Genomic DNA, 17,580 nt, shown 5'->3' with positions numbered 1-17,580 from the left:
CATTTGTATCACCTAACGTTTGATGAGATGCATAATAACATCTCTAAGTAGGTGGCCAAATTAACTATGCCACTTCACAATGTATCGCTCAAAGCAAAGTGGTAAAAGTAGAATAAGCTTTTACAAAGAGCAATATCAATATGAATTTAGTCGTCGGGTAGATATTCAAAATAGTATAAAAGAGCATATAGAGGAAAAAAACTTTAGGCTATTTTATCAACCTGTTTATTGTTCAAAAACACAAATAATGACAGGTGTCGAAGCCCTTATCCGTTGGCCAGATACAACCGTTAATTATACCCCCGATGAGTTTATTCCTATTGCTGAAGAGTGCCGATTAATAGCCCCTCTTGGAAAATGGATAATTGCGAGCGCTTTAAAGCAGTTATCTTTGTGGCAGAAAGACTATCAAACGCCGTTAACTCTATCTATTAATATTTCACCGATACAGCTGCAAAGAGAAGTTTTACAAACGTATCTATTAGAGACGGTCGAAAAATACAATTTAAAAACCAGTAGTATTATTCTGGAAATAACAGAAACAGCTTTTATGGAAAACAGTAAAGAAGTGATTGAGATATTAACTTCTCTGTCTAATAAAGGGTTTAGGATTGCTTTGGACGATTTTGGTATGGGTTATTCATCCATATCTCACCTTATTTCCTACCCTATTGATATAGTAAAATTAGACAAAAGCATGCAATCGTTAGGTGGAGAAAATAATAAGCGATTAAAAATAATCGAGAGCTTATCTTTAATGCTGAAGAAACTAGATTTTTCTGTGGTAGCTGAAGGAATCGAAACTGAAACCCAGCATCAGCTGTGTAAAAAATTAAATATAGACTACTTGCAAGGTTTTCTCTTTTCAAAGCCTATGCCTGTAAACGAAATTAATTTGCTGCTCGATGACTATAGTAAAAAAATAAGCCTTTAATAAATAGGTTATTTTGAGCCTTTGTAAAATTGAAGCTTAAATCAAACACCTGTGTAACCTTAAGCTAAAAACCTTTGGTTTGTGCCACATACTCAAACTAAAGGCTCTCCAATTGGCACAGCCTAGCGGGTTAAAACCTAAAACACATGCAAATCAGCTGTGTTTTTCCAAATGCTGACCGATGACAGCCAATACTTTTTCTTTTAACTCTGCTGCCTGAAAGCTTCCTTTTACAAGGTAACCTTTAACAAAATCGTGTGACATTATAATCTTTTTTTCTTCTTCTCTTTCTGATGAGCTAAACATCATAACCACACACGAGCTGATTTCTATCATCTTCCTCAGTTTAGAAAACTCTTCTAAAAACTGAATACCATTGACTCTTGGCATATTGATGTCCAAAAATATGAGTATTGGAGGAAATCCATCAGGGTACTCTTTTCTGTTAGCTTCATAATTTTCTAGAAATTCTAATGCTTCCTGGCCATCTTTTTTTTCAAAAATTGTAAGATCTAATTCAGCCTCTTTAATTAATCTTTTAAGAATATACCGGTCAACTTCATTGTCATCGACAATTAATATAGGGGGTTTAATTTTTGTCATGTTAGCTTATCCATTGGTATTATTATTTTAAACGTCGTACCTTCATCAGAGCTTTGCAGTGATACTTCACCATTTAAATACTCAATATGTTTTTTAACCAGCGCCATCCCTAAACCAGACCCCGTACTTGTCTGTGCATGAAATCGCTTAAACATATCAAACACTTCACTTTGATGCTTTTGTGGTATTCCCATTCCGTTATCTGTAACAGTAATAAAAAACGTCTCTTGCTCATTAAAAATATCACAGCGGACATAAGGCGAGTCTTTATTTCTGTCGTAATACTTCAACCCATTTGATATCAAATTTTCAATAATTTGAGCAAAACGCGCTTTTTCAGACCTTATAGGTACTGATAGATTAATTGTTGTTTCGAGCGTACAAGGATTATCTTTCATGAGCCAAGACAGTCGTTCTTTCATATCAATAATTAACTGATTAAAGTCAATTAAATCTTTATCCTCATTACCAATTTCAGCTTTGGCTAACAATAAAATATCAACAACAAGTGTTTCTAACTTTTCCATTTGTTGATAAATAACCAGTGCATTTCGGCTTGCCTCCTCTGTGTCTCCCGCTTTTATATCTTCGATAACAAAATGCGCTAAGGATTTAGCCCCTGACAGCGGTGACTTCAGGTCATGGGAAGCCCGATAAGCAAACTGGGCAAGCTCATCATTTGCTTGCTGCAGGGAAGCTGTTTGGCTGTTTATAATCTCTTTGAGTTCAATACTGTTTTCAATATTTAAAAGATCATTTTTAATTCGCTGTCTGGCCGCGATAACGAGTGCTTTTAATTCACCCGACGTTTTTATATCAAGTTCATCGTCCAGATTAATATTGTTTTCGGGCTTACTTGATAAAAGTAGAGTTAGATTTCGAATAGAGCTCGATATTGTGCGAGAAAGATAACTTATAAAAAGAATATTAAAAAAAGATATGATTATAACAAGTGGAATTAACGTCATTAGTATAAACGATACTGTTTTTCTAATTGGTTCCTCAAACAGCTCCGTATTTTTATTAAAGCCACTTAGCGAAGTATTAAGATTTAGTAAAAAAGCGTCTCTACTAAGTTCCCCCTTTTTATACTGATTAACTGACAATAAGGCTTTATCAGCAATTTCAATATCGTTTTCACAGATTGTTAATGTATGATCTGTGTTAATAACTTTCATAACAGCATAATTTAACGGGTTTATTTGTTCAATACATTCAATAGGTTGCTGCCTAATTAACAATATATCCGACTCAATGGCATTTATATCTATGGGGATATCATTTTCTATTTTTTTAACTGACTTGGTAAGTTGATGTGTATACTTTAAATGAAGAAAGTTAAGTTGATGAAACTTAGCCCCTTTAGCTATTTCAAAAGCTGAGTAGACAGTAATACTTATCTCTGCTGCAGTTAATATTACAATAAGCATCAGTTTTCTTGAGATATTCATATACGACACCTATTTTAGCTACTAACCCAAAAATCTTTAAGTAACACTATAATAATTATAGTATTTATAACCTTAGGTATAGCAGATTTTATCTTTTTTACTAGCTCCTCTATGAATAACAGTTGATATTTAGCTTTATTCACTTTTAATAAAAAGATCCTTTATTAGTTTTTTGCCACTATAAAGCAAACTTGGGTAATATTACGCCTCTAAAAGTGCTGGTGCATTGGCAAATACACCAGTAGCTAAATACAAAACTTTGTTAAGTCATCCCATATTTAAAAAGTGTATTAACATGCAGCATTTTTTGAATGAAAAATATAGGCTCGTGTGTGGTCGTACACTAGGTTAAAAGTAAAAGCGTAAAGGGTTATAAAAAAAGTTACGCCGATATCCATTATTAATGCTTCCCATAAGCCTACGTTTAAAATGCTCGCCATTACGGGAATAGTAAAAACAAGTAACCCGCCTTGAAATAAAATCACGTGAAAAATACGAAATAATACAGAACGTTGCTCTTTTGCACCGGTAGCTACTTTGTCAAAAAACCAATTAAAAACAAAATTCCAACACATCGCAATCGTTGCAATTATAATCATAGTGCCTGATAAAGCCGATATTGCATGCTCTGTAAATACAGCCAAACCAATAATCGACAGCGTTACCGCTAATACTTCAAACAAAACAGCCTGAAACATCCTCTCTAGCGACCCCATTTTTGCATCCATAATTAACCCCTTTTACGCCAAATAATTAAAGAAAATAATAGTGACATAATTTAATTATTTGCAAAGTTAGTAGCCATCACCTTTAGTGATAAGATGAGCAAATAAGTACTCACCTTTAAGTTGAATGATATGTATAGTTTTGAGCAACTAAAAATTTTTGTAACCGTGGTAGAAACAGGATCTTTTTCGGCAACAGCCCGAAAGCTTAACCGTGCACAATCGGGAATTAGCCAAGCTATTTCTAATCTTGAAATAGCGATTAATCAAACATTGTTTACGCGTAATAAAAATATACCCAGCTTAACGATCAGTGGTAAGGCATTGTTACCTGTCGCATACTCTATACTTCATCAGCAAAAGTATTTTGACCAAAAAGTGGATGCATTAGCAAAAAATTATGAGCATGAGGTAATTATAGCTATTGATGAAAGCCTAAATAATCAAGATATTTTAAAAGTGATTGCCCCACTTGCTGATCAGTTCCCGATTACTAATTTCGAAATAATATCGACAACAACTGACGATGTAGAAAACTTAGTAAAAATAGGAAAAGCACAAGTAGGTATCATTTATAGTGATGGGGAACTAAAAGTTGATATGGATTTTTTTCTATTAGGTCAAGCTCGATTTTTAACGATTTCATCACCAGAACACCCGCTTGCAAAGCTAAAGGCTGTAACAAGCAATGATTTAAAAGCCCATAGGCAATGTGTTCATCGCAGCCTTAGCCAAAAAGAGTTATGGTTTAGCTACGCAATTAGCTCTAGAATTTGGTACGCAAATACACATCAAACCCTTATCGACTTAGTAGTTCAGGGTATTGGTTGGGCGCTTGTACCCGAGTTTGCTATTAAGAGGTATATAAACCAAGCTGAAGTGGTAACGCTACCCGTTACTCATGAACAAGGCGGTTGGCTTACTCCTGTGGGATGCGTTGTTTCAAGAAGCCAATCAACAGGACCTGTTCTTCAAAGTTTAATAAATAGGTTGCAGCAACACTTTTTAAAGAGTGATAGCGCGGGAATAAAACAGTTTTAAACTGCTTTATTCACTTTTAATAGCAAGCTTCTTCTTTAGCTTTTCTTGCCACTCTACAGCAAGCTCTGGCAAAGTTAATGCTTCTAAAAGTATGTCTTCATAACCTACGTATTTTTTATCAAAAAATGCCTGGAACAGTTTTTTAACTGATATGTCGTGCGAGGCTTTCTTCTCGATAACAACACTATCACCCGTTTTTGCAACGCCCTGCTCTAGTACCCTAAAATACACGCCAGTGCAGTAATGCTGCGTAAACAATTTAAGGCTGTTTTTATTATTAAGGGCGATAGCGAGTTTAAAACAAGGTACACGAGGCTGGCTTACTTCAAGTAATGCAGTACCAATTCGAATATGGTCACCTATGTGTATATTCGCTTCATCAAGGTCAGAAATCGTGAAGTTTTCGCCAAAGGCACCTACTGCCAAATTATCATTCTCGAGGATTTGTTTCCAATACTCATAATGATTGTGCGAAAAAGCATATACCGCTTTATCTACCCCGCCGTGATTAACTAAATCAGCTTGCTCGTCACCTATAATGTTTAGCTTTTCAATAACAACAGGTTTGTTAGTTGGGGTTTTGAATATTCCCGTTTTCACCTCTTTACCATTATGAATAAGAGTTTTAATTTTAGAGATATTAGTCGAGATGATTTTCATTGCGATACCAACGGATGAGGAAGTAAAGATTAATTATGCAGGTTTTAAAATTATTATAAATAAATTTAAGCAAAAAAATGACCGCTTAAGACTAAGCAGTCATTTCACAATAGACAGCTTTTATTATTCTGCTTGTTTTAAAAAATACGTTTCGGCCAGTCCGTTATGTATTCCAGCTAAGTCTATTTGTATTTCATCGATAAAGTCATGCAACAGACCATTTTTAAGTACTCGTACGTCTTTATTTTCTAACTCAACAATTGCATCATCAATTGATTTAATAATTTCTGTTGAGTTTGGCAAAGGTAAAACCAATGCTTTTAATTCATTCATACAAAATAAAATAGATCGTGGGAATACTTTGCTGTGCATCACAAATTCTATTACATCAGCACGCTGTACTCTAACGCCCATTTCTTGGCGATACATTTGATAAGCACTTAATGAGCGCAATAAGCTGATCCACTGAATATTATCAAACGGCTTCACTTTTTCTTCATTAGTAATTAACGTAGCAGAGCGAATATCTAAAATTCGCGATGTCATATCTGCGCGCTCTATAATCGAACCAAAGCGGATAAAAACATAGCCCTGATCATGATTAATTGTGGCATCTAACGCCCCAAATATTTGATGGGCTGAATCTATAATCTTTTTTAAATAATCAAAACGTCCGCGCTTTGTTATCCCTTCTTTTTGATTATCTTTTACATAATAATAAAGAGAGTTAATTTCTTCCCATACATCTCGAGGTATTACATCGCGGATTGTACGTGCGCTTTCTCGTGCCGAGGTAATAGAGTTTAAAATTGACGAGCTGTTATCACTACCAACAAGTAAATACCTTAATGCTTTTTGTTCAGTAAAATCAGTATGGTTTTCTGAATACGCTTTACGCACACCAATAATATCAATTAATGGCTCCCAGCCGGTACATACGCCTTTGGGTAAGTCCATCATCAGTAAATTGTTAACGTTGATTAAACGAGCTACATTTTCCGCGCGCTCAATGTATCTAGATACCCAATATAAAGTTTCGCCTACTCTTGATAACATATTATTTAGCCTCTTCGTCAACAATCCAAGTATCTTTACTGCCACCACCTTGTGATGAATTAACCACCAAAGAGCCTTTAACCATAGCAACACGCGTTAATCCACCAGTGGTAACTTGCGTATCTTTACCTGATGATAAAATAAACGGTCTTAAATCGGTATGTCGACCATCTGGTTTATTACCATCAAATGTTGGTACTGTTGATAAATCTAATGTTGGTTGAGCTACCCAGTTTCGTGGGTCCGCTTTAATTTGAGCAATACACGCTTCTTGTTCTTTTTTAGTCGATTTAGGACCAATTAATAATCCATATCCGCCAGATTCATTTGCTGGTTTAACAACAAGCTTATCGATATTTTTAATCACATGGTCGCATTCTTTCGGGTCTAAACATTTGAACGTTGGGACATTAGCAAGTTTAGCTTCCTCGCCTAAGTAGTACTTAATCATCTCAGGTACATAGGCGTAAACTACTTTGTCATCAGCAACACCTGCGCCTGGTGCATTAACCAAAGCAACATTACCTTTAGACCAAGCACGCATTAATCCAGGAACGCCAAGTTGGGATTCTGGTAAAAAGGCTTCTGGGTCTAAAAATAAATCATCTATACGACGATAAATAACATCAACTCGTTGTAGCCCTGTGATTGTTCTCATGTATACACAGTCATCTTTTTCAACAACTAAATCGCGCCCTTCTACCAGTTCGCAACCCATTTCTTGGGCAAGGTAACAATGTTCAAAATAAGCGGAGTTAAATACCCCAGGAGTAAGTACCACGACTTCTGGTTTATCTTGTGGACGAGGCGACATTGCCGCTAGCATATCAAATAATTGTGAAGGGTAATCATCAACAGGTAAAATCGACACTTGCTCAAATAATTCAGGGAATACACGCTTCATTACAGAGCGATTTTCAAGCATATAAGATACACCAGAAGGAACACGCAGGTTATCCTCAAGCACATACATTGTACCGCTACCATCGCGTACTAAATCTGAGCCACAAATATGCGCCCATATCTTATTTGGCGGGTTTATTCCCACGCATTGCTGGCGAAAGTTAACTGATTTTTCTAGTAACCCTTTTGGAAAAATACCATCTTTTATTATTTTTTGGTCGTGGTATAAATCATCTATAAAAAGGTTAAGCGCTTCAACACGTTGCTTTAAACCAACCTCTACGCTTTGCCATTCTTTTTTACCAATTGTACGAGGAATAATATCAAACGGCCAGGCTCTATCAATCATATTACCTTCGTTGTAAACCGTGAAAGTAATACCCATTTCTTTAATTGCTAAATCAGCAACCGCTCTGGCTTTTACTAATTCTTCTGCTGATAAATTAGCAAAAAATTGTGCTAATTGTGTTCCATGCGATCTAACGTTTCCTTGTGCATCAATTAATTCATCAAAGAAACCTTTTGTTTGGTACGCTTTCCAATCAATTTTCATACACTCTTTCACCTTATCCATCATCATATATGACGTAGTTAAACTGCTATTCCATTCGAATCATATCAACTGCTACATCAAGCAATTGACTACCGCCACCAAATACCACTCCTTTTAAAGGAGTTACGTCAGAAAAGTCTCGCCCTACGGCTAGAGTAATATGCTGATCGCGTGGTAAAACATTATTTGTTGGATCAAAATCAACCCAACCAAAGTTTGGAACAAATACCGCAAACCATGCATGAGTTGCATCTGCACCTTCTAGCTTTTCTTCGCCTTCTGGTGGCATAGTTTCTATGTACCCACTTACGTATCGACCTGCTAACCCTACGCTGCGTAAGCATGCAAGCGCAAAGTGTGCAAAGTCTTGGCAAACGCCCCTTTTTTGTGCAAAAACAGTGCTCAAAGGCGTACTAATTGTTGTAAAACCAGGATCATAATGAAATTCATGAAAAATCCGTGCCATTAAATCTTTGCATGCAGAAATTATATTTTTGTGTGCATCAAACGAAATTAATGCGTATTCCTTAATTCCTTTATCTATTGGAATAAGTTGTGAAGGTAGTACAAATTCAGACGTTTTTAATAATTCCGCTGTATTTGGTTTAACCAATAAATCACGTACTTTTCGCCAAGCAATATCAACGCTCTCTAAATTACTATTAGCGCCGACTAACAGTTCTACCTCGCTGATCATCGTTACCTTAAGTTTTTTATGCTGTATTGCTATTTCAAACGCTGTTACCTGATTATTAAAATAATCAGTAAATGTCTGTAAGTAAGTAGGTGTAGGTTCAATTTCTACACGGCTACTGTGGCATATTTGCCCGCGATTCGTTTTTGGCGTTAATCGCGCTTGGTTTTGACACAAACTAACAAAGTCTGAATAGTTGTATGTAGTCGAGTGCTTTATTTTATATTTCACGATTGAGCTTGCTCAATATTAGTCCAGTTCAATTTATTTGCCGTTTGGGTATGAGAAAAATACTGTAGTAATAATACATCACAAAATGTATCTAAGTTCATACGCGTATTATGGTTAAATTCGATTAACTGGTTACGTTGTCCATTTTCACTTTTTTGTAGGTAATCTTTCTCAGTTACATAACAACTTGTTTTAGACAGTAAAATTGCTTTTTCGTGTGCCGCAATTACGCCTTGTCTGCGTTTTGTGGGTAAATGCTTACACAACTTATTAATTTCCTCTAACTGAAATAATAAAGAACGTGGGTATTCAGCATCTAAAAGTAATAACTCAAGCCCTGTACCAATGGTTTGATACATTCTGTATCGGCGCTTATGCGTAACTAAACTAACTTGGCAACTTAGCACTGCTTCAAGTAAGCCAAGCTCTTCGGGCTCGTCTAACTCTTTGGTTAATAAAGCCGCACTTAATGATGTTATTTGTAAGCTACGCTCTACTCTTCTGCCCATTTCGAGTAAAAACCAGCCATTACTATTTGGCATACAATCTGTAATCGAGCCATTAAAAGCCATAATTGAGCCTATAACTCTATCTAGGCTGCTTTGCATTGCACGCGTTGGAATATTAATATTTACATTTTTAAATACTTTAATTTGCTCATTAATATCATCAATTATTCGGCGGCTATCATGAGATAGTAATTCTTGAATTTGCACCGACGCATTAGCAATGTACTTTAATGTATTAATAATACTGCCAGCGCATTGCTCGTCTGCAAGGAGTTGAAAAGCAGTTTCTTTAGACAGATTTACATCAATGCCATCTAGTTTTAAATCAGGTTCTATATAGGGATAAACAATATATTGCGACCTAATGGCATTAGAAAGCCGTGCAACTATACTTTTTCGTATTGAATCTGGGTAAACAGAAAACTCGGTGTACTTGTCTATAAAAATACGCAATATACGTATGGTGTTTTCGCAGCGTTCTAAGTATCGACCCAACCAAAAAAGGTGCTCAGCCGTACGGCTCGAAATAACCCCTTCAAGTAGCGTTACATCCATTCTTTTTCTAATTGGCACCGGTGGATTATGCTCGCCTAAATCAACTCTATCGGCTGTATTTATCCATGTATCTTTGATCCAACCAGATATTCTCGGGTTGTTACTTTTTTCGTTCGAAAAACACAGTGCTGAAGGAAGTACTTCTACGCCATTTTCTGTGGTTAATGCATAACACCTAAACACCACTGGCTTGGAGATTAATTGCCCGTCATGCCAAAATGGTGCACTGCTAAAAGAAGGCTTTTCTTGGAAAAAGTAATTATCGGGTTCTTTGCTAATAAGTAGCTTTATTTCTTGCTCGTCTAACACTCCATCTAACTTAAGTGTAGGGTCTATAGCAGATAGTAGTTCGAGGTTATTCCAATCAATGGCTTGCGCTTCTTTTACACTTAAGTAATTTGGCTCACCTAACAACAGCGGTTGTTTTAAAATTTGCTGCGATAACTTTTCTAAGTTGCATTTTATTGAAGGTGACGAGAGCACACCGCTACCAAACGGGTTTAAAACCTTAACCGACCCTTGTCGTACCGATTGTAATAAGCCCGGAATACCATGAAGTGAATATTCAGTTTGCTCTAAAGAGTCAATACAACGATCAGAAACCCAGCGTAAAATGACATTAATTTTACCCAAGCCTTGTAACGATTTTAAACAAACGTCACCACCACGTACGGTTAAGTCGGCGCTTTGTACTAATGTGTAGCCAAAGTAGGTAGATAGGAATGCATGCTCGTTGTAGTTAGGGTCATCAATTCCTTGGGTTAGAATTACAATTCGTGGGTCATCCATGTAGTGGGTATATTCATTAATACCCTCTTGGAATAAATTTAAAAATTCTTTAATTTGCTGAACATTACATTCGGCAAATTCTTCAGCCATTACACGCCTTGCAATAATACGGCTTTTAATTAATAGCCCTAAGCCTAACGGGCACTGACAATGATCGCTTAATACTTTAAATTCGCCTGTTGGCGTGCGGTAAACATCTAATGCAGTAAAAAATAGTGTTAATTCGTTACTAGGTAAGCTAAAACCTTCGCGTAAGTAATTAGGGTCTTGAAAAAGCTGCTTTGCAGGAATATGACCATCGACTAATAATGTTTGGTCACCGTAAATATCTTGCTGAATTTTATTTAATAAAAGGGTTCTTTGTTTTATTCCCTCTTCAAGCAATGCCCAATCAGCTTTAGATAACATAAATGGCAATGGGTCGAAATGCCACTGCTTATTGCTTTCATTTTTAATATTGCCATTTTGTAGCAATTGGCTAATTTCTGTAGCGCGGCTACTAACATCATCTGCTGTTAGACTAGCTAAACGCTTAAATAAAGTATCCCAATGGTCTGGGTTTAAACCACTGTGGTTTGCTAGTTCATCATGTCCATGTGATTTATCAAGGTATAAAGACAACCACTCAGGCAATTCCGGCATCGCGTTATTGTTAATATACAAGCTGAAAGCGCTCCAATTTATAGTAAATAGCCGTGTTCATAATGATGCTTTAAAAATATTTAGTCATTCCACTTTAAATAATTTCAAAGTGGAATGACACAACTATCAATTATTATTTAAAGTTAGGCTGCCTACGTAAATCCAAGGTATTTGGATAATCAGGATTACTACTTTCTTCATCAGGTACCACGTATTCACTTGCGCTTTGCGCCGATTGAAAACTATGCGTAACCGCCGATGGGCTCCAGCTTGGTTCTGCTGATGCAAGTAACGATGGTGTATGCCCATGCTCCCAAAATCTTGCAACCCTGCGCCCTTCAGCTTCAAATGCATTAACCGGTAGCGTTTCAGGATTACGACCTCCAGCATGGCTCACATGATATACAAAGCCTCCAACTGAACGACCTTCCCACGTATCAATTAAATCAAAAACTAATGGAGCATGTACGCCAATAGTTGGGTGAAGCGCTGTAGGTGGTTGCCAAGCTCTGTATCGTATACCCGCGACCATTTCATCTTTTGCTTTACCTTTAACCGGTTTAAGCGGCACTCTTCGACCATTACACGTTACAACATAGCGATCGCTCATTGTTCCTTGTACTTTTATTTGCACTCTTTCTAATGACGAATCTACATAGCGCGCCGTACCCGACGCACTTGCCTCTTCGCCTAGTACATGCCAAGGCTCGATTGCGGTTCTAAGCTCAAGTGTGACGTTATCAAGTTCTCGCGTGCCACATACCGGAAATCTAAATTCAAAAAATGGATTTAACCAACTTAACTGAAATTGAAAACCTGCCTGTTGTAAATCGCGGCTTACTTCAGCTAAATCGTTTTCTACATATTGTGGTAATAAAAACTTGTCGTGTAACTCTGTACCCCAACGTATTAATGGCTTGTGGTAAGGTTTTTTCCAAAACCAAGCAAGTAAAGTACGCAACAGTAGCATTTGCACTAAACTCATTTGTGAATGTGGAGGCATTTCAAAGCCTCTAAATTCTACAATCCCTAAACGACCTGTGGCTGAGTCGGGTGAATAGAGCTTATCAATACAAAACTCTGCTCTGTGTGTATTACCCGTTAAATCCACTAATAAATTACGCAGTAACCTATCAACTAACCAAGGTTCAGGCACCTCACCTTCGGGCATATGTGAAAAGGCAATTTCTAGCTCGTATAAAACTTCATCACGGGCTTCATCCACTCGCGGTGCTTGGCTTGTAGGACCAATAAAAAGCCCCGAAAATAAATACGACAAACCAGGATGATGCTGCCAATAGGTAATAAAACTTCTTAAAATATCGGGTCTACGTAAAAATGGGCTTTGCTCAGGTGTTTCGCCACCAAGCGTTACATGGTTACCACCACCAGTACCAGTATGGCGACCATCTGCCATAAACTTATCGGTACCTAATCGGCATTCTTTTGCTAAACCGTATAACGTTGTGGTTCGACTGACTAATTGATCCCACGATGTTGAAGGATGAATATTTACTTCAATAACACCTGGATCTGGCGTTACAGCGTATTTTTCTACGCGGCTATCTTTAGGTGGGCTATAGCCTTCAATAACAAGCGGCATTTTAAGTTCTTTAGCCACACTCTCTATACTACTTATTAAACCCATGTAATGTTCAAAATGACTTGTTGGTGGCATAAATATATATAAACGCCCCTCTCTCACTTCCATTACAAGCGCAGTTTTAACCATTTCTTTACCAATAAAGCCCTTTTTAAGCTTTTTAGCTTTGGTAAAATTTTCTGGAATATCAAACGGGTCGCGGTCAATAATATTGCCGCTCCACTCAAGGCTGTCTAAAGGTAGGCGATAACCAAGTGGTGATTCACCCGGTAATAAAAAACAATGACCCCGTTTAAACTCCCACGTACACGACTGCCAACAGTTTTTACTATCGTTCCATTTTAAAGGTAGAACATAGCCAACAGGCTTTTCTATGCCTTTATCCATTTTGGCTAAAAAGCCTTTTCGGCTCATTGCATGGAGAAGTTCTGGTTGATCTGGCTTTATTTCGGTAGGTAATGAGGCTTCTTGCCACATGTGATATAAAATATCTTCATAAGCCGTAGTAAGTGCCTTGGTTTCAAGACCAAGTGAGTCACACAGTTTATCAGCAAACTTTTTAGTATCGGTATGATCAAATTTATAATCTTTATTAGGATCGGCTAATAGTGCAGCATCTTGCCATAAAGGCTCGCCGTCTTTGCGCCAATAACATGCGTATTGCCAACGTGGTAATGGCTCACCCGGATACCATTTACCTTGTCCGTAATGAGTAAAGCCACCTTTTGTGTATACTTTATTCATTTCTACAAATAAATTTTGAGCTAATATTCTTTTTTCTTTACCATCGGCATCAGTATTCCACTGAGGATGTTCCATATCGTCAATAGAAATAAACGTAGGCTCGCCACCCATAGTTAAATGTATGTTTTCTTCATTGTAAACATTGTCAACGTGCTGACCTAAGCGGTTAATTGCCGCCCACTGCGCCTCAGAATACGGCTTAGTAACACGTGGGTCTTCGTGTACACGCGTTACTTTATTATAAAAGCTAAACTCAGATTTACAGTCGTCTATACCGCCGGTTACCGGCGCTGCCGAGCTTGGCTCTGGCGTACACGCCAATGGAATATGACCTTCACCAGCAAATAAACCCGAGGTAGGATCAAGCCCTATCCAACCTGCACCCGGAATATACACCTCGGTCCATGCATGTAAATCGGTAAAGTCTTCTTCTGGACCGCTTGGACCATCTAGTGATTTTTGATCTGAGGTTAGCTGTACTAGGTAACCCGATACAAATCGAGATGCCAACCCTAAATGACGAAACAATTGTACTAACAACCAAGCAGAATCACGACACGAACCTGTTTTTTTACTTATTGTTTCGTTTGCCGTTTGCACACCGGGTTCTAAACGAATGCCATAACCTACTAATTCATAAATAGCTTGATTAACAGCCACTAAAAAATCAACGCTTCTAAGCGGCTCTTTAGGGTTTAAAGATTCGATTAATTCTTTAAATTTTGGACTGGCTTTGCGTTTTTTTAAATAAGGAGTGAGTTCTGACTTTGAAACAGCATCGTAAACAAACGGGAAGTTTTCGGCGTAATCTTCTAAAAAGAAATCAAAAGGATTAATAACCGTTAGTTCGGCGACCAAATCAACTGTAAAACTAAATTCGGTAGTTGGCTTGTTAAACACCACCCTCGCTTGGTAATTACCAAAAGGGTCTTGTTGCCAATTTATATAATGATCTTCTGGAACTATTTTTAAAGAATAACTTTTAATTTTTGTACGGCTATGTGGCGCTGGACGTAATCGGAATATATGCGGCCCCATATTAACTGACCGATCGTATTTATACTGAGTATGGTGCGAAATCCCAACTGTAATTGTCATCTATTAATTCCCCTTTAATAATGTATGGCCACAATATAACGCTGAAAATATTATTTGGACTAATTCACTTGTGCAATTTTTATACCAAAAGACTTGCTTAAGTAGTACTGTTCATCCACTCGCGGCTCTTGCACAAAGCAACGTTATGCATAAAGGTTTTGACCTAATTAATAGGAAAAACACACCAATTCAATAAATAGTAAACTTAGTGTAATTTAAACCATCAATTTTAGATTTTTAATGGTGCAGAAAATGCACCAAAATAGTGCTTTAAAATAACTTACAATTAAAGCTAATTAATTTAAAATATTGAAATAAAACAAATAAAGTTAATTTTTAAAAATACTTACTCCGTTATTTATAACGCTAAACGGGTATAATTAAAAGCATTTATTTAGAGTTTAAAAATCATTAAAAATAATCATTAAATAGTAAGAAATAGTTCACAATAAAGCTGCTGTTAAAGTAAGTAACGGTGCTATACTAGATCGATTTTTAACCGCTTACGTTACAGTAAAACTAACAATCTCGATGACATAAAACAAGCAACTTTTAATACATAGATGCTTACTTTAAAGATTAGTTTTGCAGTGGTGTGTTTTAATTTCAAACAAAACAGAACACGTCCAATTTGAAAAACCAGCACACCTCACTAACCTGTTAATTTTTCATTATCATCAATGCTAAAGGTAATGCAGCCCTGGCGTATTTTCAGATTTTTTAAATCAACCCAATCTACCTAATAGGATATTTTCTTATGCAAAAGCTAACAGATGTCGGTGAAAACTTAGTTAATGGTATAGCATCTCGTTATAACCTCAGTCACGATGCAGTAATTCACATGTTAGTTAGCGTTAATAACGGCGGTTGCTCAATGGCACAGTTTAATTGCCCAGAACTTGGTGGTTCTGGTCAATGGATGCGTGGCGGAATGACAATGGTTGGCGACATGTTTAACAACGGTTTAAAATCAACCGTTGATAACTTGTGCAACGAACTTGCTAATATATTGAGCAATAACCAAATATTTCCGGTTATTCCTGCAGGAACGCCCGGCAGCAATCAATGGTGGCCAGGTAATCTAGGCAGCCCATTTAGCAGTGGTGCGCAAAATAATATTCGCTACGCTATATTCCCTAATCGCTTAGCCGTTGAATTAAATGGACAAGTGAGCGTATACGACACGTTAGATCATAATATTGGTGGTGTAAGCCAACAGCAAGGCAATAATACCTCTCTTACATTTAACAGTCAGTGGGGGACAATTAATGTAAATACCCTGCCATTAATTTCAGGGCAAACGCCAACGCCTCCAGAACCTCAAAAAGATTTTACGCAGCAAGTAACGCAGCCGAATTTTGCATCGTTAACACCAAACCAAGTTGAAGCACCGGCTAATAATACTGTGGGGCAATACTCGGTAGACGAAACACTTCAAATTATTGAAAAGTTAGCACAACTTCGCGACTCTAATGCATTGAGTGATGATGAATTTAATATTAAAAAGTCTGAACTATTAAAAAGGATTTAACTATTAAAAAGGATTTAACTACTATCCTCCAATAGCATAGCGCTAAGTAAAAGTGGTTTATACGGTCTCTTTTTTATTCGGTAACATATGAAAACATTTAAATGTAATTGCACAGATCAACTTATTTTATTTTTTGAAAGCAGCCATTGTTTGGCTTGCGGTAGAACCGTGGGTATTGATGATGAGTTCGACCAAGTTGAACCCTATGAAATTGATGAGCAATCGGGGTTATTTTACAAAGCAGAAGCGCCTGAAGTTTTTTATAAAAAATGTGATAACAACGCTCAGTATCACGTATGCAATGGTATGGTTAATTTAGACACATTTATACCTGTTGCCGATAAAGACGAAGTGCTGTGTTTTTCGTGCCGCTTTAATGAAACGGTGCCCGATTTAAGTATTGTTGAACATATTCCATTATGGAAAAAAATGGAGACAGCAAAACGTCGCGCTTTGTATACATTAAAATCATTATCACTCCCTTTAAATACAACGATTCAAGAACCTGAAAGCGGATTAAGCTTCGATTTTATAGCAGACCGTAACGTAAGCGATCACTTTGTAAGCCCTATTATAGGTCAGGACGTTGTATTTACAGGGCACGATTGCGGGCATATCACTATAAACCTAGCTGAAGCAGACGACGTAGCACGCTCTCAAGCTAAAATAGCAATGGGTGAGCGTTACCGTACTTTACTTGGTCATTTTCGCCATGAACTTGGTCATTATTATTTTGATCAACTAATCGCAAATTCACCAAAAAAACATACTTTATGTAAGCAATATTTTGGTGATGACGAATTAGATTACCAGCAAGCGCTCGATACTCATTACAAGCAAGGTGCGCCAGCTAACTGGCATGAAACCTTTATTAGTGAATACGCTACTATGCACCCTTATGAAGACTGGGCAGAAACATGGGCGCATTACATGCATATTATCGATACTTTAGAAACAGCCAAAAACTTTTCAATTACAGGCTCAACAACGGGTAATGAGTTTGAATTAGATGAAGCAGACGAGCTTAGATTGCCACAAAGTGCTTATTACTTTAATTCACAAACATCGATTGATGCTATTTTAGATACTTGGATGGAATTTTCGATTATTCTAAATTCACTAAATCGCAGCATGGGACTTGCCGATGCCTACCCATTTGTACTAACTCAAGCGGTGCGAACTAAGTTATCTTTCATCCATCATGCTATCCATAACAGGCTCAATTTAATGCCTGATGTGAGCATTGGAAAAGTGTAAT

13 protein-coding genes are annotated in these 17,580 nt (G+C 37.1%); 4 read left to right on the top strand and 9 right to left on the bottom strand.

Annotation, left to right across the window (positions count from 1 at the left end; all coding sequences use genetic code 11):
* The first annotated feature begins 79 nt into the window (after positions 1 to 79).
* Positions 80 to 934 carry a putative bifunctional diguanylate cyclase/phosphodiesterase gene (locus tag AAEY68_RS12850; protein ID WP_350586053.1) on the top strand — a complete coding sequence of 285 codons (855 nt, stop codon included), beginning with the start codon at positions 80 to 82 and terminating at the stop codon, positions 932 to 934.
* 153 nt (positions 935 to 1,087) lie between these two features.
* Here the strand turns inward: AAEY68_RS12850 and AAEY68_RS12845 are convergent, their stop codons facing one another.
* The 3 genes from AAEY68_RS12845 to AAEY68_RS12835 all read right to left on the bottom strand — a co-directional run bounded on the left by AAEY68_RS12845 (position 1,088) and on the right by AAEY68_RS12835 (position 3,716).
* On the bottom strand, positions 1,088 to 1,537 hold the full coding sequence (locus AAEY68_RS12845; RefSeq protein ID WP_010552557.1) for a response regulator: 450 nt from the start codon (positions 1,535 to 1,537) through the stop codon (positions 1,088 to 1,090).
* Positions 1,534 to 2,988: a sensor histidine kinase gene (locus tag AAEY68_RS12840; RefSeq protein WP_024593786.1), complete on the bottom strand. Its 1,455-nt coding sequence runs from the start codon at positions 2,986 to 2,988 to the stop codon at positions 1,534 to 1,536. The genes AAEY68_RS12845 and AAEY68_RS12840 overlap by 4 nt, the downstream gene beginning before the upstream one ends.
* A 290-nt stretch (positions 2,989 to 3,278) precedes the next feature.
* Positions 3,279 to 3,716, bottom strand: a complete 438-nt coding sequence (locus AAEY68_RS12835) for a PACE efflux transporter (RefSeq protein WP_007585216.1) — start codon at positions 3,714 to 3,716, stop codon at positions 3,279 to 3,281.
* Between the two features lie 129 nt (positions 3,717 to 3,845).
* Between AAEY68_RS12835 and AAEY68_RS12830 the strand changes: the two genes are divergently transcribed.
* Entirely contained in the window at positions 3,846 to 4,754 is a 909-nt protein-coding gene (locus AAEY68_RS12830; RefSeq protein ID WP_024593784.1) for a LysR family transcriptional regulator, read from the top strand.
* A gap of 6 nt (positions 4,755 to 4,760) precedes the next feature.
* Here AAEY68_RS12830 and AAEY68_RS12825 read toward each other — a convergent pair whose 3' ends face one another.
* The 6 genes from AAEY68_RS12825 to AAEY68_RS12800 all read right to left on the bottom strand — a co-directional run bounded on the left by AAEY68_RS12825 (position 4,761) and on the right by AAEY68_RS12800 (position 14,791).
* On the bottom strand, positions 4,761 to 5,414 hold the full coding sequence (locus AAEY68_RS12825) for an MOSC domain-containing protein (RefSeq protein ID WP_024593783.1): 654 nt from the start codon (positions 5,412 to 5,414) through the stop codon (positions 4,761 to 4,763).
* Between the two features lie 123 nt (positions 5,415 to 5,537).
* Entirely contained in the window at positions 5,538 to 6,470 is a 933-nt protein-coding gene (locus tag AAEY68_RS12820) for an alpha-E domain-containing protein (RefSeq protein ID WP_350586050.1), read from the bottom strand.
* 1 nt (position 6,471) lies between these two features.
* A complete protein-coding gene (locus AAEY68_RS12815) occupies positions 6,472 to 7,926 on the bottom strand; it encodes a circularly permuted type 2 ATP-grasp protein (RefSeq protein ID WP_024593782.1) in 1,455 nt (484 codons plus the stop codon).
* A 46-nt stretch (positions 7,927 to 7,972) separates the two neighbouring features.
* Positions 7,973 to 8,851: a transglutaminase family protein gene (locus AAEY68_RS12810; protein ID WP_024590933.1), complete on the bottom strand. Its 879-nt coding sequence runs from the start codon at positions 8,849 to 8,851 to the stop codon at positions 7,973 to 7,975.
* Positions 8,848 to 11,367 (bottom strand): circularly permuted type 2 ATP-grasp protein, encoded by a 2,520-nt coding sequence (locus AAEY68_RS12805; protein WP_024593781.1) that lies wholly within the window; start codon positions 11,365 to 11,367, stop codon positions 8,848 to 8,850. Before AAEY68_RS12805 ends, AAEY68_RS12810 begins: the two co-directional genes overlap by 4 nt.
* 112 nt (positions 11,368 to 11,479) lie before the next feature.
* Positions 11,480 to 14,791, bottom strand: a complete 3,312-nt coding sequence (locus tag AAEY68_RS12800) for a transglutaminase family protein (protein WP_024593780.1) — start codon at positions 14,789 to 14,791, stop codon at positions 11,480 to 11,482.
* A 757-nt stretch (positions 14,792 to 15,548) separates the two neighbouring features.
* On the opposite strand from AAEY68_RS12800, the gene AAEY68_RS12795 reads away from it, so the two are divergent.
* Complete coding sequence (locus AAEY68_RS12795; RefSeq protein ID WP_007585227.1) at positions 15,549 to 16,322, top strand: SHOCT domain-containing protein; 774 nt, start codon at positions 15,549 to 15,551, stop codon at positions 16,320 to 16,322.
* 87 nt (positions 16,323 to 16,409) lie between these two features.
* Positions 16,410 to 17,579 (top strand): zinc-binding metallopeptidase family protein, encoded by a 1,170-nt coding sequence (locus AAEY68_RS12790; protein ID WP_024593779.1) that lies wholly within the window; start codon positions 16,410 to 16,412, stop codon positions 17,577 to 17,579.
* Position 17,580: the final 1 nt, after the last annotated feature.

The sequence above is a fragment of the Pseudoalteromonas sp. RB2-MNA-CIBAN-0110 genome (assembly GCF_040309305.1).
GTDB classification, from domain to species: Bacteria; Pseudomonadota; Gammaproteobacteria; order Enterobacterales; family Alteromonadaceae; genus Pseudoalteromonas; species Pseudoalteromonas arctica.
This window is presented reverse-complemented; position numbering and strand designations above follow the sequence as displayed.

Excerpts from the sequence above, each read along its gene's own strand:
- AAEY68_RS12850 (WP_350586053.1), top strand. The coding sequence starts at position 80 with ATGTATCGCTCAAAGCAAAGTGGTAAAAGTAGAATAAGCTTTTACAAA.
- AAEY68_RS12845 (WP_010552557.1), bottom strand. The coding sequence starts at position 1,537 with ATGACAAAAATTAAACCCCCTATATTAATTGTCGATGACAATGAAGTT.
- AAEY68_RS12840 (WP_024593786.1), bottom strand. The coding sequence starts at position 2,988 with ATGAATATCTCAAGAAAACTGATGCTTATTGTAATATTAACTGCAGCA.
- AAEY68_RS12835 (WP_007585216.1), bottom strand. The coding sequence starts at position 3,716 with ATGGATGCAAAAATGGGGTCGCTAGAGAGGATGTTTCAGGCTGTTTTG.
- AAEY68_RS12830 (WP_024593784.1), top strand. The coding sequence starts at position 3,846 with ATGTATAGTTTTGAGCAACTAAAAATTTTTGTAACCGTGGTAGAAACA.
- AAEY68_RS12825 (WP_024593783.1), bottom strand. The coding sequence starts at position 5,414 with ATGAAAATCATCTCGACTAATATCTCTAAAATTAAAACTCTTATTCAT.
- AAEY68_RS12820 (WP_350586050.1), bottom strand. The coding sequence starts at position 6,470 with ATGTTATCAAGAGTAGGCGAAACTTTATATTGGGTATCTAGATACATT.
- AAEY68_RS12815 (WP_024593782.1), bottom strand. The coding sequence starts at position 7,926 with ATGAAAATTGATTGGAAAGCGTACCAAACAAAAGGTTTCTTTGATGAA.
- AAEY68_RS12800 (WP_024593780.1), bottom strand. The coding sequence starts at position 14,791 with ATGACAATTACAGTTGGGATTTCGCACCATACTCAGTATAAATACGAT.
- AAEY68_RS12795 (WP_007585227.1), top strand. The coding sequence starts at position 15,549 with ATGCAAAAGCTAACAGATGTCGGTGAAAACTTAGTTAATGGTATAGCA.
- AAEY68_RS12790 (WP_024593779.1), top strand. The coding sequence starts at position 16,410 with ATGAAAACATTTAAATGTAATTGCACAGATCAACTTATTTTATTTTTT.